The sequence below is a fragment of the Devosia salina genome (assembly GCF_019504385.1).
Taxonomy (GTDB): Bacteria; Pseudomonadota; Alphaproteobacteria; order Rhizobiales; family Devosiaceae; genus Devosia; species Devosia salina.
In genome coordinates, this window is the sequence record NZ_CP080590.1 from 4,242,425 (window position 1) to 4,263,431 (window position 21,007).

Sequence of the window (21,007 nt, forward strand, 5' to 3'; positions counted from 1 at the left end):
TCCGTCTGCAGGCTCTGGTAAACAGCCCGACATGACCAAGACCGAAACCGTGCCCCAGACTGCGCCCAAACGCGTCTTCATCAAGACCTATGGCTGTCAGATGAACGTCTATGACAGCGATCGCATGGCCGACGCGCTGGCGCCGCACGGCTATATGCCGACGCAGGAAATCGGCGAGGCGGACCTGGTGCTGCTCAACACCTGCCATATCCGTGAAAAGGCCAGCGAAAAGGTGTTTTCCGAGCTCGGAAGGCTCAAGGAATTGCAGGGCGAAAAGCGCGCTTCGGGCGGCGACATGATGATCGGCGTAGCCGGCTGCGTCGCCCAGGCCGAAGGCGAGGAAATTGCGCGCCGCGCGCCGGTGGTCGACCTGGTCTTCGGGCCGCAGGCCTATCATCGCCTGCCCGACATGCTGGAAAAGGCCGAGGCCAACCGGCACATGCATCCCGCGCTCAAGCGCGCCGTGATCGACACCGACTTCCCCGAGGAAGACAAGTTCGAGCATCTGCCGGCGGCGAAGAAGGAAGTGACCATCAAGCGTGGTCTGACCGCTTTTCTCACCGTGCAGGAAGGCTGCGACAAGTTCTGTTCCTTCTGCGTGGTGCCCTATACCCGTGGCGCCGAGGTCAGCCGTCCGGTAGCCCAGGTTCTGGCTGAAGCGCGGGGCCTTGTCGAGGCTGGGGTGAAGGAAATCACCCTGCTCGGCCAGAACGTCAACGCCTATCACGGCATCGACGCTGCCGGCCGCGATGTGGGGCTGGGGGAACTGGCTTTCCTCCTCGCCGAAATCCCAGGCCTCGAACGCCTGCGCTACACCACCAGCCATCCGCGTGACATGGATGACGCGCTGATCGCCGCCCATCGCGACCTGCCTCTGCTCATGCCCTATCTGCACCTGCCGGTGCAGTCCGGTTCGGACCGGATTCTGAAGGCCATGAACCGCAAGCATACGGCCGCCGAATATCTTGCGCTGATCGAGCGCATCAAGACCGCGCGCCCCGACATGGCGCTGTCGGGCGATTTCATCGTCGGCTTCCCCGGCGAGACCGACCAGGATTTTGAGGATACGCTGAGCATCATCCGCGAAACCGGCTATGCCTCGGCCTATTCCTTCAAGTATTCCGCCCGCCCCGGCACGCCGGGCGCCAATCTCACCGACCAGATCGCCGAAGAGGTCAAGACCGAGCGCCTCTATCGCCTGCAGGAATTGGTCAACCAGCAGACCGCCGACTTCCACGCCTCCTGCGTGGGCAAGACGCTGCCGGTGCTGATCGAGCGCGAGGGCCGCATGCCGGGCCAGGTCGGTGGCCGCTCGCCCTATCTCCAGGCCGTGCATCTGGATGGTTCGCCCGACCTCATCGGCGCCATCCATGAGGTGGAGATTGTCGGCACCAGCACCAATTCGCTGGTCGGGCGGCTGAAGCAGGCCGTGGCGGCTTAGCAGGAATCTGGAGCAATCAACAACGCTTCGAGCGCCGTACTCTAGGCCACCGCCTGCGCCACCATTTCAGGATGCCGCCCGATCACCTTCACATAGGCCACGGCAAAATCAGGCGCCGTGACCCGCGCCTGTTCCCAGTCCCGCAAGGTGCCAACTGGCACGCGGAAGCGGGTGGCAAATTCAGTCTGGGACAGACCCAGATCGGTCCGCGTCTTGCGGATCAGGCGGGCGCGCTGGCCACGCTCTAATCCCTGGGCCGTGACGTCGAAGTCCTCGGGATCGTTGGGATCAGCCGGCAGCACTATAGTTTCGTTCTTCATTCCTGTTGCTCCTTCGCACCGACATGAAGCGGGGCAGGTCGACTCTCCAGACAAAGACCCCGGTAAACAACTTGCCGCCAACCAGGCCCACCACCTTGAACCGCTCTTCGCCGTCTATTTCGCGGATCGAGGGCATAATCATGTGGCTTTCGTCCTCGAAAATTCGATCGCCAAAGGCCAGTGACACCCCATGCTTGGCAAGGTTGATCGCGTCCTTGGTGGGGTCGAACCTGTCAGACGTCATCGTTCATATATACGGGATTTCCGTATAAACCGCAATCGCGATGCGATCACTCGCCCGCCATTCGAGCTTAGCTCTCATGGCCTTGCCGCCTCAAATCGCTCCACTGGAGCGATTTGCGCCCTTGGCGACGGCGGCAAGCGTCACAATATTGCTACAGACAACGAACCCAAATCAGCCTAGCCTCGTTGTGGTCAGGGCGACGCGCTCCGCGGCGCCCCATTCGGGAGCCGAGAAAGTTTGAGCAGGCACTTGCCACCCACCGCCGATAACGCCCTCGCATCGCAACTCGAACTCGCCTTTGAAGACAATCGCCTGGCTGCCCAGCTTTATGGCGATTTCGACCAGAACCTCGCCCTCATCGAACAGCGCCTTGCCGTCAGCGCCACGCCGCGCGGCAATCATGTGTTGCTCAAGGGTGCGGCATCCAAGGTCGATCAGGCGCGCCGGGTGCTGGAATCGCTCTATGCCGGCCTCGAAGAGGGCCGCGCCATCGACATTGCCGATGTCGATGCGGTCATCCGCATGATCGAGACCGAGGACAGCCAGCTCACCCTCCCAACGCTCGAGCGCAAGGGCAAGGTGCGCATGGCCCAGATCGCCACCCGCAAATCCACCATTGTCGCCCGCACCCCGGCGCAGGACGCCTATATGCGGGCCATGGAGCGGAGCGAGCTGGTCTTCGGCACCGGCCCGGCCGGTACCGGCAAGACCTATCTGGCCGTGGCCCATGCCGCGAGCCTGCTGGAGCGCGGCGACATCAACCGCATCATCCTTTCGCGGCCCGCCGTCGAGGCCGGCGAGCGCCTGGGGTTCCTTCCCGGCGACATGAAGGAAAAGGTCGACCCCTATCTGCGGCCGCTCTATGACGCGCTTTACGACATGATGAAGCCCGAAAATGTCGAGCGCTGCATCACCTCGGGCATTATCGAAGTGGCGCCGCTCGCCTTCATGCGCGGCCGGACCCTCTCCAATGCGGTGGTCATCCTCGACGAGGCGCAGAACACCACCTCCATGCAGATGAAAATGTTCCTCACCCGCCTGGGCGAGAACTCCAAGATGATCGTCACCGGCGACCCGACCCAGGTCGACCTGCCGCGCGGCGAGAAATCGGGCCTGGTCGAGGCCGTCAGCCTGCTCGATGGGGTCGAGGGGGTCCATGTGTCCCGCTTCGGCGACAAGGACGTGGTGCGCCATGCGCTTGTCGGCCGCATCGTTCGGGCCTATGAGGCAGACACTGCACGACGTCTGGCTCAGAAGGACGGCGACAAGGAAGGGCTGGCGCGTACACTGGGCATTGCACCGCGAAGCTGAGCCCGCGCTCAGCTTCAAGAGGTGAAGAACACGCCATGCCGGTAGCCCCGCCCCTGGAAATCGCCGTCATCCGCAATGCGGAGGGCTGGCCCGATCATTTCGACGCCCTGGCCGAAAAGGCCGTGCTGGCGGCCTTGGCGGGCGCCAAGCCGAAGATCAAGGGCGCCGCCGAGATTTCGGTGCTGCTGACCGATGATGCCGAACAGCGCGAACTCAATGCGCAATGGCGCGGAAAAGACAGTTCGACCAATGTGTTGAGCTTTCCCCAGATCGAGCCTTTCGATCCGGTCATCGGCCTTCTGGGCGATATCACCCTGGCGCGTGAAACGCTCGAGCGCGAGGCCGCCGAGCTGGGCAAGAGCCTCGAGGATCATTTCACCCACCTTATGGTGCATGGATTTCTCCACATTTTGGGGTATGATCATCTCGATGAGGCCGAGGCCCTTCAAATGGAGGGGCTGGAAACCCAGATACTGGCAGGATTGGGGATTGATGACCCCTATGCCGATTGAGTTTCTGCCAGGAACCCCCACATCACTTGGGGCATTTCCGGTCTCATGGGAAAGACAGAAGCCGCAAGCTGCGCGGCACGAGATGAATGAACGATAGCGACACAAGTGCCCCCCGGGTGGCCGAAAACCCCGAGCCTCCCTCTAGTCCCGCCTCCGCTGCAACGCGGGGGCCGAGCCTGTGGAACCGCATCCGGAGCCTGATGGCCCGGACCACGGTTTCCCTGCGCGATGATCTGCAGGTGGCGCTGGACGATAGCCGGAGCCCCGAAACCGCCGACTTCTCGGAAAGCGAGCGGCTGATCCTGCAGAATGTGCTCAAGCTCTCCAAGGTGTCGATCGACGACGTCATGGTCGAGCGTTCCGACATCCAAGCCGTGCCCTCCGACATCAATCTGGGCACGCTTCTGGCCCGCTTCCGCCAGGTCGGGCACTCGCGCCTGCCGGTCTATGAGGATGGCCTCGACAACATCGTGGGCTTCATCCACATCAAGGACGCGCTGCAAAAGATCACCGAGCCGGTGACCGACCCCGAAAAGGACGTGCCGGTCAAACTGCTCTCGACGGCCCTGAGGCAGAAGATCGGCAAGCTCGGCATCATGCGCACGGCCATGTTCGTGCCCACCTTCATGCCGGCGGCAGACCTCCTGCAATCCATGCGCGCCAGCCGCACCCACATGGCCATCGTGGTCGATGAATATGGCGGCACCGACGGGCTGGTCACCATCGAGGATCTGCTCGAAGCCGTTGTCGGCGAGATCGAGGACGAACACGACGTGACCGAGGCGGCGCTGATCCGCAAGGTCGGCGAGGATGTCTTTGTCGCCAATGCACGCGCCGAGCTCGAGGACGTCCAGGCCATGATCGGGCCGGATTTCGACCCCGGCGAACATGCCGAGGATGTCGATACCATTGGTGGCCTGGTCTTCGACCTGGCTGGCCACGTGCCCAAGCGCGGCGAGCGGATCAACGGCATCAAGGGTTTCGAGTTCGAAGTGCTGGCCGCCGACAGTCGCCGCGTCAAACGGCTCCGCATCCACCGCAAGCGCGACCAGATCGTTGCCATCGAACCGCTGGCCATCACCGACCAGCGCTCCCTCGGGGAAAAACTGGCGGCGGAATAGCGCGGCCGACCAAAATAGTGCCGAGCGCCCGCCTTGAGCGCTGGCACCTGCCCGTCACCCCACCCTCATTCCCTCCCCATCAAGGGGAGGGAGGCGCAGGGCCGTCGTGTCCGTGTTCATCGTCTCCCTCCCCCCTGTGGGGAGGGATCAAGGGTGGGGGTGCCGGACTGTCCGCAAGGGTGGGACTAGTCTACCGGCTCGCCCATTCGAGCAGGCTTGCGAGGCTGACGAACGGCACCCCGGCATGCTCGGTCAGCCCCGAGGCGCAGGTGGAGACGGTCGAGACCCCCAGTTCGCATCCCGGCGGCACATCCCTGCCCACCCGCCGCGTGGCATGGGCGTTGAGCTCGGGCACGAACAGCCCCTTGTCGCCCGCATAGCCGCAACAGGTGATCGAGGACAGCACCGCAACCGTCTCGGCGCAGGCCGCGGCAATGGCTTCGGTCATGGGTTGCTCGAACAGGCGCTGCGCCGAGCAATTGTGATGCACCGCCACCGATTGCAGCCTCTGCGTGATGGTCAGCCTGGGCAGCACATGCTCGGCCAGGAACTGCGCTGAATCCGCCACCACCGCATCGCCGGGAAATTCCTTCAGATGCTTGGCACAGGTCGAAGCATCGGTCACCACCGGCAACCGTCCGGCATCGGAGAGCGCTGACAGGTCGGACTTCAGCGCCCCGCCCACTTCGGCCGCCTGCTCCGGAAACCCCTTCGATTGAAAGGGCTGCCCGCAGCACTGGCCGTTGAGGTGCTCCGGCACGATCACCTCATAGCCGGCCCGTTCGAGCAGGGCGATCATGGCTGCCGGCGTATCGAGCAGGCCGTGGCTGGTTTTCGGCGCGCCGAACATGCGGCTCGGGCAGGCCGGGAAATAGACAATGCCGGACCGCCCGCTCTGGGCAATGGGCACCGGAAAGCCGCTCTTTCGCGGATCCTGCCGGTTGTCGCGGGCCTTGACCGCGCCGGGGCCGTGATGCAGCGCGCGCGACACCCGCGGCACGCGCTTTCCTGTCAGGCGACGCGCCGTCTCGGTCATCGCTTCAACCGCCGGCGCGGGGATGATCGTACGCGCCGCATCGGCCAGCGCCACCCCGCCGCGCATCATCGTTTCCACCGCGCCGCGATGATCGGCCGCGAACCGCGCCACCGAATGGGCCGTCGATCCGCGCCGCTTCGCGCGCTCGCCCATGATCATGGTGCCGGTCTCGATGCCCACCGGGCATCTGAGGGAACAGAGGTTGCACGCCGCGCAGGTATCCATGCCGGCATATTGGAAATCGGCCTCGAAGCGGGCCAGCCGCGCCGGATCCTCGCCTGTCGCGCGCAACCGGGCCCGCTCGCGGGTCACGGCAATGCGCTGGCGCGGCGTCAGCGTCATGTGGTGGCTGGGGCAGGCCGGCTCGCAGAACCCGCATTCGATGCAAAGGTCCACCAGCTCGTCCGAAAGCGGCATGACCTTGAGATTCTTGACGTGGATCTTGGGGTCGTCATTGAGCAGCACGCCCGGATTGAGCAGCTTTTCGGGGTCGAAGATGGCCTTGATCCGGTGCATCAGCGCATAGGCCTTGGCGCCCCATTCCGCCTCGACAAAGGCGGCAATGGCCCGGCCGGTGCCGTGCTCGGCCTTTAGCGAACCGCCATAGCGCACCGAGACCAGTTCCGAGAGCTCCTGGTTGAAGCGGTCGAATTTTTCGGCCGCCCCGTCCTCGGCAAAATTGTCGCTCATCTGGAAGTGCAGATTGCCCGCCAGCGCATGCCCGAAAATGATCGCGTCTTCATAGCCATGGGCGTCGAGCAGGTTGCGCATGTCGACCACGAACTCGGCCAGCCGCTCGATCGGCGCGGCGACGTCCTCGGTCAGCATCGATGTGCCCTTGGGCCGGGCGGCGCCGCCCGAGGTGAAGAAGCCCTTGCGGATGTCCCAAAGCGCATGGCTGCGATGTTCGTCGCGGCTGAGGTCGATATGGGTGGCCCCATGGCGCCTGAGCAGCTCTTCGGTCTTGGCGATCTCGGCCAGCAGCGTCGCCTCGTCTGGCGCGGTGACGTCGATGAGCACGGCGGGCGACGTCTCGGTCAGCCAGGGCAATAGCGGGGCCATGGGCGGCAGGTGCTCGACCGTCGCCAGCGCCCGCCGCTCGATATATTCGGCCGCCGTGATGCCGGTGGTCACCTGCACCCCGCCATTGGCCATTTCGATAATGGCCCGGCCCGCCGATTGCGGATCGGGGAAGGGGATGAGCCCCGTCGCCTTGAACGGGTGCTCGGGCACCGTGTTGTAGGTCACCTCGGAGACGAAGCCGAGCGTCCCCTCCGAGCCGACCATCAGGTGGATCAGGATGTCGAGCGGGTCGTGATAATCGACCAGCGCATTGAGCGAATAGCCCACCGTATTCTTGATCCGGTATTTCTTGCGGATCAGCGCCACCAGCTCGGCGTCGTCCATCACCTCGTGATGCAGCTGGTGCAGGGCCTCGAGCATGCCGGCATGGGTCACGCGGAAGGCGTCGCGGCTGGCCGCATTGCCGCTGTCCAGCGCCGTGCCATCGGTCAGCACCAGGCGCAATCGCGCCATGGTGTGATAGGTGTTCTGCGCCACCCCGCAGCACATGCCCGATGAATTATTGTTGACCACCCCGCCGATCTTGCAGGTGGCCTGGCTGGCCGGATCGGGCCCGATCTTCCGGTCAAAGGGTTTCAGCGCCCTGTTGGCCTCGGCCACGATGATCGCCGGCCCCAGCGTGATCTGGTCGGCGCCCGGGTGAATGTCGAGCCTGCGCCAGCCATCGCCCAGCACTGCCAGCACGCCATCGGTCACCGCCTGGCCCGATAGCGAGGTGCCGGCGGCCCGGAAGGTCACCGGCAGGCCCTCGGCCCGCGCCGCCTTGAACACGGCACGCACATCGTCCTCGGAATTGACGAACACCACCACCGCCGGGATCAGCCGGTAGGAGCTGGCATCCCCGCTCCAGGCATAGGTCATCAGCGGATCGGTGTGGATGGCGCCCCGCACCTGGCCCTTGAGACGGGCGGCAACGCGTTCGCCGGCGGCGAGACGGTCCGGTGTGGGAGCATGGGGCTGTAGGGACGAAAAAGAGGCTTGCTGCATGTCCATTTGCTAACATGTTAGCAAATGGAATGGGAGCGGAATAAGGCCTGATTCTATTCAATCCGCCGTGGCAAATTCAGCCTGCCGCCAGGCCGGCAGCACCGCCTGGCAGGCCACCGTGATGCGTCCGATCAGTTCCTCTACCCGCTCTTCGCCCCGCCTTTCCTTGAGCACATAGATGCCGGTCACTGCCCGCCGCGGCTCGTCGCGCTGTTCGACCTCGAACAACCCTCGCCGGCGGAAATCGTCGCGCATCACATGGGTGTGCACCAGCACCGCATCGGTGGCCAGCGCATAGTCCACGCAGGCCGCCAGCGAATTGGTGCGGAAGGCGACGCTGGTCCGGTCGAACACGGTTTCCACCCGCGCGCGCCGCCGCGCCGGATCGAAAAACCGCTCATGCCGGCTCTCGGCCAGCGAGCTGATGACGATCGGGTAGCTGTCGATCTCGGCAAGGCTGTGGGCGCGGCCGAGCAGCGGATGGTCCTCGCGCACGAAAAAGGCATTGTAGACCCGGGTGAGGGGGACGAAATCGGTGCCGATGGCGCCGCTCAGCCCGTCGATCTCATGGGCCAGGAACATGGAAATGTCGCCCGAAAGCATCTGGTCCATCAGCCGCAATTGGTTGCCAAGGCTGATCTGCACCGGCGCCTTGGGGAATTCGCGCTGATATTGGATGACCATGTCGCGCAGGAACATGGTCCACCACGAATAGCCCGAGCCGATGGAGATGCCCCGCTCGGTGCCGCGCTTCTGGGCGGCGATGGCGTTGAGCGTATTATCGTAGAGCCGCTGCATCAGCCGGGCGTTCTCGTAGAGCGTTTCGCCATAGCGGGTCAGCTGCATGCCGCGTGACGAGCGCTCGAACAGCGGCGCCCCCACGCTCTGTTCGAGTTTGTTCATGTTGAAGCTCAGCGTCGGCTGGGTGACGAACAGCGCAGTGGCCGCCCCGCTCAGCGAGCCGGCATCGGCAACGGCCAGGAATTGGGTCAGTAGCTTGTCCATGACGCGGATCCTCCGGAACTTTGCCTATAGAAATTTTCTATAATGTCTCCGAAATTTCGTAGTTTTCCAATCGTCATTTTTGCGCCAGTCTGATTATGAGAGAGGAGACGGCATCCGCCAGGTCACGCTGGCCAGCCCCCAATTTCCCCACGGTTCCACCAGGCTCCACAGAGGAGAAGATGCTGGTTACCGTGTCGGAATAACTTCCATACAAGATTGTTGCCGCCGGCGCGGCTTGTATGGTAAGGGCGTAACTGGCTGGTTATTTGTGCACTGGCATTGCCGTCATCCGCACAAAACCCGGGGTCTGTAGTGATTGACAATCACAACACGGTCCCTAACGTAGTAACCAGTTGGTGATTTAGCGGCGGGGAGGCCGCTGGCCACTCTTCGTTCCGGACACCGGAACGGCAACTGTTCATGGGAGGAAAGACATGACAATTCGACTCGGACGCCGTCAGTTCCTGATGGGATCTTCGGCTCTTCTGGCCGCGGGTGCGGCTGGCATCAGCCCGGCCTGGGCCCAGAATGCCCTGCGCCTGATTTTCTGGGGCGGCCAGGCCCGCGCCGACCGCACCTATGCGGTGACCGACCTTTACGCGTCAGGCGGTCATGGCGACATCGCCGGTGAGTTCCTGAGCTGGAACGACTACTGGCCCAAGCTGGCGACCCAGACGGCCGGTGGCACCGCCCCCGACATCATCCAGATGGACTACCGCTATATCGTCGAATACGCGACCCGCAATGCCATTGCCCCGCTCGACGACGTGATCGGTGATCTGGGCGAATTCGACGCCGACCAGCTCGAAGGCGGCAAGGTCGACGGCAAGCTCTACGGCATCTCGCTGGGCGCCAACTCGGTGGCAACCCTGGTCAACAAGGCGGCCTTCGAGGCCATTGGCGAAGCGACCCCGGACAATTCCTGGACCTATGCCGATCTTGAACGCCTCGGTGAAGCCTTCAAGGCCGCCGGTACCATGAAGGCCTTCTCCGACGGTTCGGGCACCGAGCCGATGCTCGACAACTGGCTCCGCCAGCGCGGCCAGGCGCTCTATACCGCCGACGGCAAGCTCGGCTTCGGCGCCGACGACATGATCGAATGGTTCGCCATGTGGAACGGCTTCCGCGAAAAGGGCTATATTGTCGACGCGGAAACCCAGGCCCTCGATACCGGCACCCCGGAATCGAGCATGGTCGCCACCAAGAAGGCGGCGATGATGCCCTCCAATTCCAACCAGCTGGTGATTCACCAGTCGATCAACGACGACGAGCTGACCATCACCTCCTATCCGCGCATCGCGCCCGGTGTGGGTGGCGGTCACTATCGCAAGCCGTCCATGTTCTTCTCGGTTGGTGGTTCCTCGGCCGACAAGGAAGCGGCAGCGGCCTTCATCAACTACTTCGTCACTGACGCAGAGGCCGGCAAGATTCTCGGCGTCGAGCGCGGTATTCCGTGCAACTCGGCCGTGCGTGAAGCCATCACCCCGACGCTCGACGAACAGAGCCAGATCGCTCTGAACTTCGTGGCCAATCTGGGTGACCTGGTGGGCGCGCTGCCCCCGTCGCCGCCGGCCGCTGCGGGTGAAATCGACCTCAACCTGCTCCGCGTGATCAGCCAGGAAGTGGCCTTCGGTGCCCGTTCCGCCGAAGACGCCGGCAAGTACTTCGTCGAAGAAGCCGCCGCCATCCTCGCACGGGCGAACGCATAACAAATGACTGTGCATGCGGCAGAAGCGGCTCCGCAAGACGCCGCATCCGGCACGTCGAAATGGTCGAGGGCGTGGCAAAACCACGCCCCCGGCTATCTCTTCCTGTTGCCCTGGTTCATCGGGTTTTTCGGTCTCACACTCGGGCCGATCATCTCGTCCTTCTATCTCAGCTTCACCGATTTCGACCTTCTGACCTCCCCCGACTGGGTTGGGCTGGCAAATTACCAGCGCATGTTCACCAATGACCGCAGCTTTGCGCAGTCCATGCAGGTCACCTTCACCTTCGTGCTCTTCTCGGTGCCATTGAAGCTGGCCTTCGCCCTGGCCATCGCCATCCTGCTCAATCGGGGCATGAAGGGCCTCCCGCTCTATCGCGCCATGTTCTACCTGCCCAGCCTGCTGGGCGCTTCGGTGGCCATTGCCATTCTGTGGCGCCAGATTTTTGCCGGCGACGGCCTGGTCAATCAGTTCCTGGCCAATTTCGGCATTATCGGCCCGAGCTGGATCTCCAACCCGAAATTCTCGCTCTGGACCCTGATCATCCTCTCGGTCTGGCAGTTCGGTTCGCCCATGATCATCTTCCTGGCCGGCCTTCGGCAGATCCCCCAGGACATGTACGAGGCCGCCAGCCTCGACGGCGCCAGCAAGTGGCGCCAGTTCTGGAAGATCACGCTGCCGCTGCTGACCCCGGTGGTGTTCTTCAACGCCATCATCCAGACCATCGAGGCCTTCAAGAGCTTCACCCCCGCCTTCATCATCTCCAATGGCACCGGCTCGCCGATCAATTCGACCCTGTTCTACACGCTCTATCTCTACAACGAGGCCTTCAGCTATTTCCGCATGGGCTATGCCTCGGCACTGGCCTGGTTCCTCCTGCTGCTGATTGCGTGCTTCACCGCCTTCTCCTTCCTCACCAGCAAATACTGGGTGCACTATGACGATTGATGCCCCAAAACTAACCGTGGTGACGGGCGCGGAAAACGATCCGGCGGCTCGCCTGCGCAAGCGCATCTTCTCGGTGCTCGCCCATATAGTGCTGATCGCCGCGTCGATCCTGATGCTCTATCCGCTGCTCTGGCTGCTCGCGGCGTCGTTCAAGCCGGAAAACGAGATCTTCATGTCCGGCATCTGGCCGAGCCTGAGCTGGGACATCGAAAGCTATTTCCGTGGCTGGAACGCCATGCGGGTGAGCTTCTCGGTGTTCTTCATGAACTCCTTCGTGATCGCCTTCCTCTGCGTGGTCGGCAATCTCATTGCCTGTTCCATGGCCGCCTATGCCTTTGCCCGCCTGCAGTTCAAGGGCCGCAATGTCTGGTTCGCGCTGATGCTGATGACGCTGATGCTGCCCGGCCAGGTCACGCTCATCCCGCAATATGTGCTGTTCCGCGACCTGGGCTGGGTCAACACCATCCTGCCCTTGGTGGTGCCGAAGTTCCTCGCCGTCGACGCCTTCTTCGTCTTCCTCATGGTGCAGTTCTTCCGCGGCATTCCGCGCGAGCTGGACGAGGCGGCGATGATGGATGGCGCCGGTGCCTGGCGCATCTACTGGAAGATCATGCTGCCGCTGTCAGTCCCCGTATTGGTGACGGCCGCCATCTTCACCTTCATCTGGACCTGGGACGATTTCTTTGGCCCGCTGATCTATCTCAACCGCATGCAGGACTACACCGTCATGCTCGGCCTTCGGACCTTCGTGGATTCCACCGGCGAGAGCGACTTTGGCGGCCTGTTTGCCATGAGCGTGCTCTCGATCGTGCCGATCTTCGTCTTCTTCCTTCTCTTCCAGCGATTGCTCATCGAGGGCATCGCAACGACCGGTATGAAACGCTAATTCCATGTCTGACATCAAGTTTGCCGCAATCGGCATCAACCACGCCCATATCTATGGCCAGGTGGAGTGCCTGAAGCGCGCCGGCGCCCAGTTCGTCGCCTTCCATGCCATCGAGGACGATCTCGCCAAGACCTTCTCCGAGCGCTTCCCCGAAGCCAGGAGGGTTTCCGACCCGGCCGCGATCCTCGAGGATGACTCGATCGCCGTGGTGGTTACCGCCGCCATCCCCGGCGACCGCGCCGATATCTGCCTGGCCGCCATGCGCCACGGCAAGGACGTGCTGACCGACAAGCCTGGCATGACCACCTTTGCCCAGTTCGACGAGATCAAACGCGTCCAGAAGGAAACCGGCCGCATCTTCTCGGTGCTCTATTCCGAGCATTTCGAAGTGCCTGCGGCCGTGGAAGCCGGTAATCTCATCGCCAGCGGGGCCATCGGCCAGGTGGTCAACACGGTCGGCCTCGGCCCCCATTCGCTCCGGCTCAACAACCGCCCCGAATGGTTTTTCACCCGCAAGCGCTATGGCGGCATTCTGTGTGACATCGCCAGCCACCAGTTCGAGCAGTTCCTGTTCTTCTCGGGCGCCATGGATGGCGAAGTGGTCTCGGCCAGCGTCGCCAATCGCGGCCATCCGGAAAAGCCGGGCCTGCAGGATGTGGGCGACGCTCACATTCGCACCGCCACCACCTCGGGCTATATCCGGGTCGACTGGTTCACCCCCGAAGGCCTGCCCACCTGGGGCGACGGTCGCCTGACCATTCTGGGCACCGAGGGCTATATCGAATTGCGCAAATATGTCGATATCGCCGGCCGGCCCGGCGAAAACCACCTCTTCCTGGTGGACAGGCAGGGTGTCCGCCATGTTGACTGCTCCGGGGTCGACCTGCCGTTCGGCCGCCAGTTCCTGGACGATGTTCGCAACCGCACCGAGACGGCCATGCCGCAGGAGCGCTGCTTCAACGCCATGAAACTGGCGCTGACGGCGCAGCAGATGGCCGAACAGGGTACGGAGTGGGCACAATGAGCCGGGTATTGAACGTCGCCGTCGTCGGGTGCGGCATTGGTCGCAGCCATATCGTCGAGGGCTATCTGCCCAATGCCGACAAGTTCAAGGTCCTGGCCCTGTGCGACCTCAATCCCGAACGGCTTGACCAGGTCGGCGAGGAATTCGGCATCGAGCGCCGCATCGTCAATTTCGACGATCTGCTCACCATGGACGATATCGACATCATCGACGTCTGCACGCCCCCCGGTGCGCATTTCTCCATGGTGACCCAGGCACTGGCAGCCGGCAAGCATGTGGTCTGCGAAAAGCCGCTGGTCGGCTCGCTCAAGGATGTCGATGCCATCCTCGAGGTCGAAAAGACCGCCAAGGGCAAGCTGATGCCGGTCTTCCAGTATCGCTTCGGCAATGGCATCGAGCAGGCCAAGGCCGTCATCGATGCCGGTATTGCCGGCAAGCCCTATTGCGGCACGGTGGAAACCATGTGGCGCCGCGAGGCCCCCTATTATGCCGTGCCCTGGCGCGGCAAGTGGAAGACCGAGCTGGGCGGCGTGCTCATGGGCCACGCCATCCACCCGCATGACATCTTCACCTATCTCATGGGCGACATCGCCCGCGTCTTTGGCCGCGTCGCCACCCGCGTCAACCCGATCGAGGTCGAAGACACCATTTCCGCTTCGCTGGAAATGAAGTCCGGGGCGCTGGCCAGCTTCACCGCCACATTGGGCTCGGTCGACGAGATCACCCGCATCCGCCTGCAGTTCGAGAACGTCACCATCGAGAGCGACCACGCCCCCTATAATCCGGGCAAGGAACTCTGGAAGATCCTGCCGCGCAATGACGAGGTGCGCGACCGCATCGACACGCTGCTCGCCAATTGGCAGCACGTGCCCAGCCGCTTCCAGACGCAGATGGCCCGCTTCCACGATGCCATTTTCGGCAAGGGCGAACTGCCCGTCACCAGCGCCGACAGCCGCCGGGCGCTGGAGCTGGTCACCGCCTTCTATCACTCCTCGTCCACCCATTCCGAAGTCACGCTGCCCCTCGGCCCCGATCACCCGCTCTATGAGAGCTGGGTCCCGGCCGAGTTCCGCTGACCCTGCCAGGAGACAAGACCATGGCAACCTCCATCCAGCTCAGACAGATCAAGAAGGCCTATGGCGATGTGCAGGTGATCCACGGTGTGGACCTGACCATCGAGCCGGGTGACTTCACCGTCTTTGTCGGCCCCTCGGGCTGCGGCAAGTCCACCCTTTTGCGCATGATCGCCGGGCTCGAGCCGATCACCGGTGGCGACCTCCTGATTGACGGGCAGCGCATGAACGAGGTGCCGGCGGCCCGCCGCGGCATTGCCATGGTGTTCCAGTCCTATGCGCTCTATCCGCATATGAGTGTCTACCAGAACCTCGCCTTCGGCCTCGAAACGGCAAAGATGCCCAAGGCCGAGATCGCCGAGCGCGTCCAGCGCGCCGCCGAAATCTTGAAGATCGAGCCGCTTCTGAAGCGCAAGCCCAAGCAGCTTTCCGGCGGCCAGCGCCAGCGCGTCGCCATCGGCCGCGCCATTGTGCGCGAACCGAAAATCTTCCTCTTCGACGAGCCGCTGTCCAATCTCGACGCCGAACTGCGCGTCGCCATGCGCGTCGAGATCGCCAAGCTGCACAACGATCTGGGTAACACCATGATCTATGTGACCCACGACCAGGTCGAAGCCATGACCATGGCCGACAAGATCGTGGTGCTCCGTAGCGGCGTCATCGAGCAGGCCGGCGCCCCGCTCGAGCTCTACAACAATCCGCGCAATCTCTTCGTGGCCGGCTTCATCGGCTCGCCCAAGATGAATTTCATGACCACCAGCGCCGAGGGCGGCACGCTCAAGACCGGTGGGCTCAACCTCGATCTGGGGCGCAATGTCGCCGGCGCCACCACGCTCGGCATCCGCCCCGAACACATCACCATCGCCGATGGCTCGGGCGTCAAATTCGCCGATGTCACGGTGGACCTGGTCGAAAATCTCGGCGGCCAGACCGTGGTCTATGCCACCACCACCGACGGGCAGGCGCTCACCATCGTGCTCGAAGGCCAGCGCAATGTCGAAATCGGCTCGAAAGTCGCCGCCTATGTCGACCCCGCCAAGGCCCACATCTTCGACGCCGAGGGCATGGCCCTGCGATAGGGCAGGGTGAGACCCCATCGCAACCAGACATCGTCACCCTCGGGCCCAGCCCGGGGGTGTTTTGCTTTGGCAGGAATGGGGTGGAGAGCGGACTGGCGGTTTTCGGCTCGAGATGACGAAAAGCTGACCAATTCCGAAGCTTCGATCAGTTCATTCGCCCGATCCGGTGCTGATGTATGAGATATAGAATGATGAAAGTTGACCGTTGGGCTTTAACGGAACAGGCATGTTGACCTTCCGGCCTAGTGCCGTCTTCAGCCACGGAAAGACCTTATCTAGATCGAACCGCAACGGATCTTCGGTCCGACGGAACGAAAGGGAGACGAACTCTACAGGCCGACCAAACACGTCTGCCAAAGTCGAGGGAGTGGCAACTTGAAATCCGACTGGCTCTGACGAGTTTGTTACCGCCAGCATCAGCGGCACTCTATCCGGAGATAGGTCGCAAGGGCCCGTGAAATTCGCAGCATTCGCCAAGATTGCATCTGCCGTAGGTCTTTCCGAACCGCTATAGGCGAAGATATCCCGACACGGTGAGGTCATGACCCCTTCATAGGATCTGTTGCCAGGCACGGTGTGTAAAGTGAAAAGCAGGTAGTTGTGATCGGTGATTGGCACCGCAACCGCTTCTCCTAGGATGCGAGTGGTGGTGTTCAAGCGCTGCGAACCGAAGAAATCATTGCGGGAGATGATGCCCTGCTGCAGCGAGGAGCCGCTTCGCAGCTCGCCATTTACTCGGACCGTCGCAGTCACCTCGTAGGTGACAGTTACCCGGTCTGCAGCGAGCCGTAGGATCGGCAGGCCCAAATTGACCACCAGAAAGCCGGTCGCAACAACGAAGCCGATGGCCAACGTCAGAATGACGCCAAAGTATCTGATGAAATACATCTGCCGAACCTGCACCAGCGCCCTCAAGCTTCTTATCGTCACCCTGGCGATACCTTTCTAGTGACGTGCAAACTCATGCTTAATGACTGCTTTTATGGTCGGGTAGCCATGCAGGAATCGACCGACATGGGGTCGGAAGCGGCCGTCGGCTTTAGGCTGTTAACTCGTGGAAAGCGGAGCATTCTGAGCTCTCGGCTCATTTTGGTTGGCTTCGTGCCAAGTGGAGGCACAGCGCAGCCAACCAGACTCCGGAAAGGGTAAGTCCAATCGGTAAGCTGTACCAAAAGAAGCCAAAGAACCCCGTATAAGCCCAGTCTATTCGATTAGTTGGAATGGCAACCAAAAAGAGGGCCGCTGGTCCAAACGTGATGACTGCGATAACGCCTAAGGTTAACCAGTACCAATTCCACGGAAAGCTGGCCTTGTTCATGCCGCCTCCGGTGCCAAACTGATGAAAAACTTCTGTTGATCCTGCACCCAGAAAGCGGTGTCCCTCAAGCCTATTGTTGTAACACCCTAGCAGTAGCTTTCTAGTGACGGGCAAACGCATGCTTAATGGCCCCTTCATAGTTGGACAGCCAAGCAGCAACCGGCCGTCTGCGTCACCGATCGCAATGGCAGGTTTCGGGCAACCGCGTCGTTGGTGCTAACGGCCGAAACGAGGTCGTGAGCCGTCCTCCCGATTTGCCTCATTGTCTCCACCCCTCAGGTCGTCACCCTCGGCCTTGAGCCGAGGGCCCTGTACTTTGGGGGTTTGGCAGGGGCGCTGTGAAGCGACACAAGTCTGAATGGGCGCGACCTCTGTGACGAGATCGTCAAGTGAAGAGCCCTCGGCTCAAGGCCGAGGGTGACGCGCGGTGGGTGGGGAGGCGGCAGGTTATGGTTGCCCCATCGTGTGAGCTCGGTGATCAGACCGGCGTCGGAAGCGGCCGAGTTTGGCACGCGAGCTACAACAACCGCTGCACTACGCCTCCCCTATCAGGGGGGCGGATGGGGATATCCTCTTGAAGAAGCGCCACAAAACAAAAGTAATCCCCGCCCTCTCAACCATCCCCCATAATCCCCCCATCACTCCCGCGGCGGACGGACTGCAGCGAACTTTTGCGGGGGGAGCCGGGCGTAGCTGGGTCGCTACAGTTGCGCGTCTAGGAAGCGGTCACCCTGCGACGAGCGTTCAATGGGGACCGAGTCCTCTACGAAAAACCGGTGCTTCGATCCGTCCCGAAGGGCAAATCTCTCCGGTGGAGAGATTTGAGGTGAGAAGGCCATAAGCGCTACGCGCGAATGGCTAGGGCGGCGACGTCTCTATTTTGCTATTTTACTGAGACGCACGCGCCTCGGGATACGTCCATCTTCTCAACCGGAGGCGATCACGCCATCCGGTGCTTCGGCACGGCCATTGTCCGGCGGAAGGGTCTTTGACAGGTCCACGCCTAAACCCGGTTCACCCCCGGCATCCCATCGAGCACCGCAAATTCCTGGAATTTCGCCGCTACCGCCTCGGGGTCCTTGCGGTCGGCCGCGATCAGCTCCACCCGGGCCTGGTCCGGCGCCAGGTGCAGCAGCGAATAGCCGTGCCGCCGCGCATCCCCGAACTTGATATGCGGGTTTTCCGCCATTACCGCGTCGAACGCGGCTTCGGCCGGCGGGTTGGAGGTGATCGAGCCGGTGACGAATTCGCTGGCCACCAGCGCCCCGTCCGCCGCCTTCACATCGGCGGCGTAAAAGGCGTGCAAATCGCCGCCGATCACCAGCGGGTTGGACCGCTCGGCCCGGCGCACGCTCTCCAGCAGCCGCTCGCGCCCGGAGCGGTAATGGTCCCAGCCATCATCGCTGTATCGCGTGCCCGGCCCGAGTTCGAGGTCGCGGGCCGAGAGCAGGGTGGTCTGGCCGATGATCGACCAATTGGCCCGGCCCGCCTGCATGGTCCGGTCGAACCAGGCTTCCTGCTCGCGGCCAAGCATGGAATAGCGGTCGGGATCGGCCGGCTGCGGCGCCTCGGGCGCCGGATCGCGATATTGCCGCGCATCGAGCAGGGTCAGATCGAGCAGATTGCCGAAGCGGTGATGGCCATAGATGCGCAGGTCGTCAAATTTCGGCGCCGCCAGCGGGGGCACCGGCATATGCTCGTACCAGGCCTGGTAGGCCGCCGCCCGGCGCTTGCGGAAGGCCTCCGGATTGCGGTCGGTGGGCGAAGCACCGGCGCCATAATTGTCCACCACCTCGTGGTCGTCCCAGGTGAAGAGCCAGGGAAAGCGGGCATGGGCCAGCTGCAGGTCGGGGTCGGATTTGTAGAGCGCGTAGCGGTCGCGATATTCGAACAGCAGCGAGGGCGCCCCGGTGCCGTGCGAGCGCACATGCTGGGCCCCATAGCTCTTTTCGTAGATGTAGTCGCCCAGATGCACGACCAGGTTCAGGTCGCGCTCCGCCATGTCGCGATAGGCACTGTACCAGCCCTGCTCATATTGCTGGCGGGCGGCAAAGGCGAGGCTGAAGCGCGCATTGTCGGCGCCGTCGGCCGGGGCCGTGCGGGTGCGTCCCGCCGGGCTCAGCGCATCGCCGGCGCGGAAGCGATAGAAATACCAGCGATCCGGCGTCAGCCCCGTGACCTCGACATGCACCGAATGGGCGAGCGCCTCGCTGGCGGTGACGATGCCGGACTGCACCACATGGGCAAAGCCCTCGTCATCCGCGATCTCCCAGGCGACATCCATGGGCGGGTGCTGGGCGGCGGGTGCGAAGGTGAAGGCATCGGCCGGGCTCGGCGTGGCATCGGAAAGATCAGCCGCGTCCACAGCACCACGCTCTGGGCCGTTGGCGAGCCGGAGGCCACGCCCAGCGCAAAAGGGTCGGTGTCGAACTGGGCCGCCCTGACCGAACCCAGCAGCGGCCACACGGCCGCCGCGGCAAGGCCGGATGCAAGGAAATGTCTCCGGTTTGGACGCAATGTCATGATGGCTCTTCTCCCAAAGCTCTTGTCGTTGCACGGTTCTGTGACCAGCCGGGCGTGACTGTTCCACGACCGGCCCGATCCGGCCATCCCGCGATGCAAATCGTGATGGGAGAAAAACAAAAAGGGTCCCGAAGGACCCTTTGCACCAAGCCGTTGCCACAGCTTGGAAATTGGAGCGGGCGATGGGATTCGAACCCACGACCCTAACCTTGGCAAGGTTATGCTCTACCCCTGAGCTACACCCGCGCTCCGTTGTCTCCAGCACTTGTAAGTGCGGCGACGGGCGCTATATGCCCAATCGCCGATCCGAATGCAACCCGGTTTTTTGCGATAATGTCATCTTCGCCAAAGCCTGTGGGAATCGGGGGTTGCCACAAGCCCGTTGGCGGGCGCAAAAAGGCCGCCAACACTCTGTTTTACCGCCTGCTGAAGAGTTGAAACCATGACCCTCTCCTTTGATGGCGCCCCTGCCGCCGCCCCGGTTCCCGCCGATCTCGTTCGGGACGGCAGCGATGCCGGCTTCAAGGCCGATGTCATCGATGCCTCGCTCGAGGTGCCGGTGCTGGTCGATTTCTGGGCGCCCTGGTGCGGCCCCTGCCGCCAGCTCGGCCCGGCCATCGAAAAGGTGGTCAGGGAAAAGGCCGGCAAGATCAAGCTGGTCAAGATCAATATCGACGAGCACCCGCACATTGCCGGCCAGCTCGGCGTCCAGTCCATCCCGGCCGTCTTCGCCTTTGCCGGCGGTCGCCCCGTAGATGGCTTCATGGGCGCCATGCCCGAGGGCGAAGTGCGGCGTTTTGCCGACAAGCTCATTTCCGGCGCTCCGGCGGGCCAGCCCCAGGCCGATTCGCTCGAAGCCCAGATTGCCGACGCTCTCAAGGCCGCCGAGGCGGCGACCGCCGCCGGTGAGCTGGGTCAGGCCGCGCAGATCTACGGCATGATTCTCCAGCACGTTCCCGACAATGCCGAAGCCCTGGTCGGGCTTGCCGGCATCTATGTGAGTGCCGGCGAGATCGAGCAGGCCAAGGCGACGCTCGATCTGGTGCCCGAGGACAAGCGCCAGGGCGATGCCTATCTCGCCCATATGCACGCCATCCGCCTCAAGGAGGAAGCCGCGGGCCTGTCCGAGGCGGCGACGCTGGAAGCGGCCATTGCCGCCAATCCCGACGACCACCAGGCGCGGCTCGACCTCGCCGTGGTGCTCAATGCCGAAGGCAAGCGCATCGAGGCCGCCGAAGCCCTGGTCGCCAGCTTCAAGCGCGACCGGGCCTGGAACGAAGAGGCGGCCCGCAAGAAGCTGCTCGAGTTCTTCGAGGCCTGGGGCCCCAAGGACCCGGCCACGCTCAAGGGCCGTCGCCTCCTCTCGGCGGTGCTCTTCTCGTAGCAGGAT

At 63.0% G+C, this 21,007-nt stretch carries 18 protein-coding genes and 1 tRNA gene; 11 read left to right on the plus strand and 8 right to left on the minus strand.

Annotated features, from left to right (window positions below):
- Positions 1–31 precede the first annotated feature (31 nt).
- Positions 32–1,441: a tRNA (N6-isopentenyl adenosine(37)-C2)-methylthiotransferase MiaB gene (gene miaB, locus K1X15_RS20885; RefSeq protein ID WP_220305443.1), complete on the plus strand. Its 1,410-nt coding sequence runs from the start codon at positions 32–34 to the stop codon at positions 1,439–1,441.
- 41 nt (positions 1,442–1,482) lie between these two features.
- Here the strand turns inward: miaB and K1X15_RS20890 are convergent, their stop codons facing one another.
- Together K1X15_RS20890 and K1X15_RS20895 are read right to left on the minus strand one after the other, a co-directional pair.
- Entirely contained in the window at positions 1,483–1,761 is a 279-nt protein-coding gene (locus K1X15_RS20890) for a helix-turn-helix domain-containing protein (RefSeq protein ID WP_220305444.1), read from the minus strand.
- A complete protein-coding gene (locus K1X15_RS20895) occupies positions 1,730–2,005 on the minus strand; it encodes a BrnT family toxin (RefSeq protein WP_220305445.1) in 276 nt (91 codons plus the stop codon). The genes K1X15_RS20890 and K1X15_RS20895 overlap by 32 nt, the downstream gene beginning before the upstream one ends.
- Positions 2,006–2,254: 249 nt before the next feature.
- Between K1X15_RS20895 and K1X15_RS20900 the strand changes: the two genes are divergently transcribed.
- The 3 genes from K1X15_RS20900 to K1X15_RS20910 all read left to right on the plus strand — a co-directional run bounded on the left by K1X15_RS20900 (position 2,255) and on the right by K1X15_RS20910 (position 4,949).
- A complete protein-coding gene (locus K1X15_RS20900; protein WP_240549593.1) occupies positions 2,255–3,316 on the plus strand; it encodes a PhoH family protein in 1,062 nt (353 codons plus the stop codon).
- A 35-nt stretch (positions 3,317–3,351) separates the two neighbouring features.
- Complete coding sequence (gene ybeY, locus K1X15_RS20905) at positions 3,352–3,828, plus strand: rRNA maturation RNase YbeY (RefSeq protein ID WP_220305447.1); 477 nt, start codon at positions 3,352–3,354, stop codon at positions 3,826–3,828.
- Positions 3,829–4,028: 200 nt separating this feature from the next.
- The gene (locus K1X15_RS20910; protein ID WP_240549594.1) at positions 4,029–4,949 is read left to right on the plus strand and encodes a hemolysin family protein; all 921 of its coding nucleotides are present in this window, start codon (positions 4,029–4,031) and stop codon (positions 4,947–4,949) included.
- Between the two features lie 190 nt (positions 4,950–5,139).
- On the opposite strand, the gene K1X15_RS20915 is transcribed toward K1X15_RS20910, so the two are convergent.
- Together K1X15_RS20915 and K1X15_RS20920 are read right to left on the minus strand one after the other, a co-directional pair.
- Positions 5,140–8,055 carry an FAD-binding and (Fe-S)-binding domain-containing protein gene (locus K1X15_RS20915; protein ID WP_220305449.1) on the minus strand — a complete coding sequence of 972 codons (2,916 nt, stop codon included), beginning with the start codon at positions 8,053–8,055 and terminating at the stop codon, positions 5,140–5,142.
- 57 nt (positions 8,056–8,112) lie between these two features.
- Positions 8,113–9,060 carry a LysR family transcriptional regulator gene (locus K1X15_RS20920; protein WP_220305450.1) on the minus strand — a complete coding sequence of 316 codons (948 nt, stop codon included), beginning with the start codon at positions 9,058–9,060 and terminating at the stop codon, positions 8,113–8,115.
- Between the two features lie 434 nt (positions 9,061–9,494).
- On the opposite strand from K1X15_RS20920, the gene K1X15_RS20925 reads away from it, so the two are divergent.
- The 6 genes from K1X15_RS20925 to K1X15_RS20950 all read left to right on the plus strand — a co-directional run bounded on the left by K1X15_RS20925 (position 9,495) and on the right by K1X15_RS20950 (position 15,776).
- Positions 9,495–10,769, plus strand: coding sequence for an ABC transporter substrate-binding protein (locus K1X15_RS20925; RefSeq protein WP_220305451.1), 1,275 nt, complete (start codon positions 9,495–9,497; stop codon positions 10,767–10,769).
- Positions 10,770–10,772: 3 nt separating this feature from the next.
- Complete coding sequence (locus tag K1X15_RS20930) at positions 10,773–11,714, plus strand: carbohydrate ABC transporter permease (RefSeq protein ID WP_220305452.1); 942 nt, start codon at positions 10,773–10,775, stop codon at positions 11,712–11,714.
- A gap of 112 nt (positions 11,715–11,826) precedes the next feature.
- Positions 11,827–12,600 (plus strand): carbohydrate ABC transporter permease, encoded by a 774-nt coding sequence (locus tag K1X15_RS20935; protein WP_420828385.1) that lies wholly within the window; start codon positions 11,827–11,829, stop codon positions 12,598–12,600.
- A 4-nt stretch (positions 12,601–12,604) separates the two neighbouring features.
- Complete coding sequence (locus K1X15_RS20940; RefSeq protein WP_220305454.1) at positions 12,605–13,624, plus strand: Gfo/Idh/MocA family protein; 1,020 nt, start codon at positions 12,605–12,607, stop codon at positions 13,622–13,624.
- Positions 13,621–14,700 (plus strand): Gfo/Idh/MocA family protein, encoded by a 1,080-nt coding sequence (locus tag K1X15_RS20945; RefSeq protein WP_220305455.1) that lies wholly within the window; start codon positions 13,621–13,623, stop codon positions 14,698–14,700. Before K1X15_RS20940 ends, K1X15_RS20945 begins: the two co-directional genes overlap by 4 nt.
- 20 nt (positions 14,701–14,720) lie before the next feature.
- A complete protein-coding gene (locus K1X15_RS20950) occupies positions 14,721–15,776 on the plus strand; it encodes an ABC transporter ATP-binding protein (protein ID WP_220305456.1) in 1,056 nt (351 codons plus the stop codon).
- 150 nt (positions 15,777–15,926) lie between these two features.
- On the opposite strand, the gene K1X15_RS20955 is transcribed toward K1X15_RS20950, so the two are convergent.
- From K1X15_RS20955 to K1X15_RS20970, 4 genes are all read right to left on the minus strand, one after another.
- Entirely contained in the window at positions 15,927–16,664 is a 738-nt protein-coding gene (locus K1X15_RS20955) for a hypothetical protein (protein ID WP_220305457.1), read from the minus strand.
- A 196-nt stretch (positions 16,665–16,860) separates the two neighbouring features.
- Entirely contained in the window at positions 16,861–17,094 is a 234-nt protein-coding gene (locus K1X15_RS20960; RefSeq protein WP_220305458.1) for a hypothetical protein, read from the minus strand.
- A gap of 1,003 nt (positions 17,095–18,097) precedes the next feature.
- Positions 18,098–19,459 (minus strand): alkaline phosphatase D family protein, encoded by a 1,362-nt coding sequence (locus K1X15_RS20965; RefSeq protein WP_220305459.1) that lies wholly within the window; start codon positions 19,457–19,459, stop codon positions 18,098–18,100.
- A 329-nt stretch (positions 19,460–19,788) separates the two neighbouring features.
- Positions 19,789–19,863: transfer RNA gene (locus tag K1X15_RS20970), tRNA-Gly, on the minus strand.
- Between the two features lie 196 nt (positions 19,864–20,059).
- On the opposite strand from K1X15_RS20970, the gene K1X15_RS20975 reads away from it, so the two are divergent.
- Positions 20,060–21,001 carry a thioredoxin family protein gene (locus K1X15_RS20975; RefSeq protein ID WP_220305460.1) on the plus strand — a complete coding sequence of 314 codons (942 nt, stop codon included), beginning with the start codon at positions 20,060–20,062 and terminating at the stop codon, positions 20,999–21,001.
- Positions 21,002–21,007: the final 6 nt, after the last annotated feature.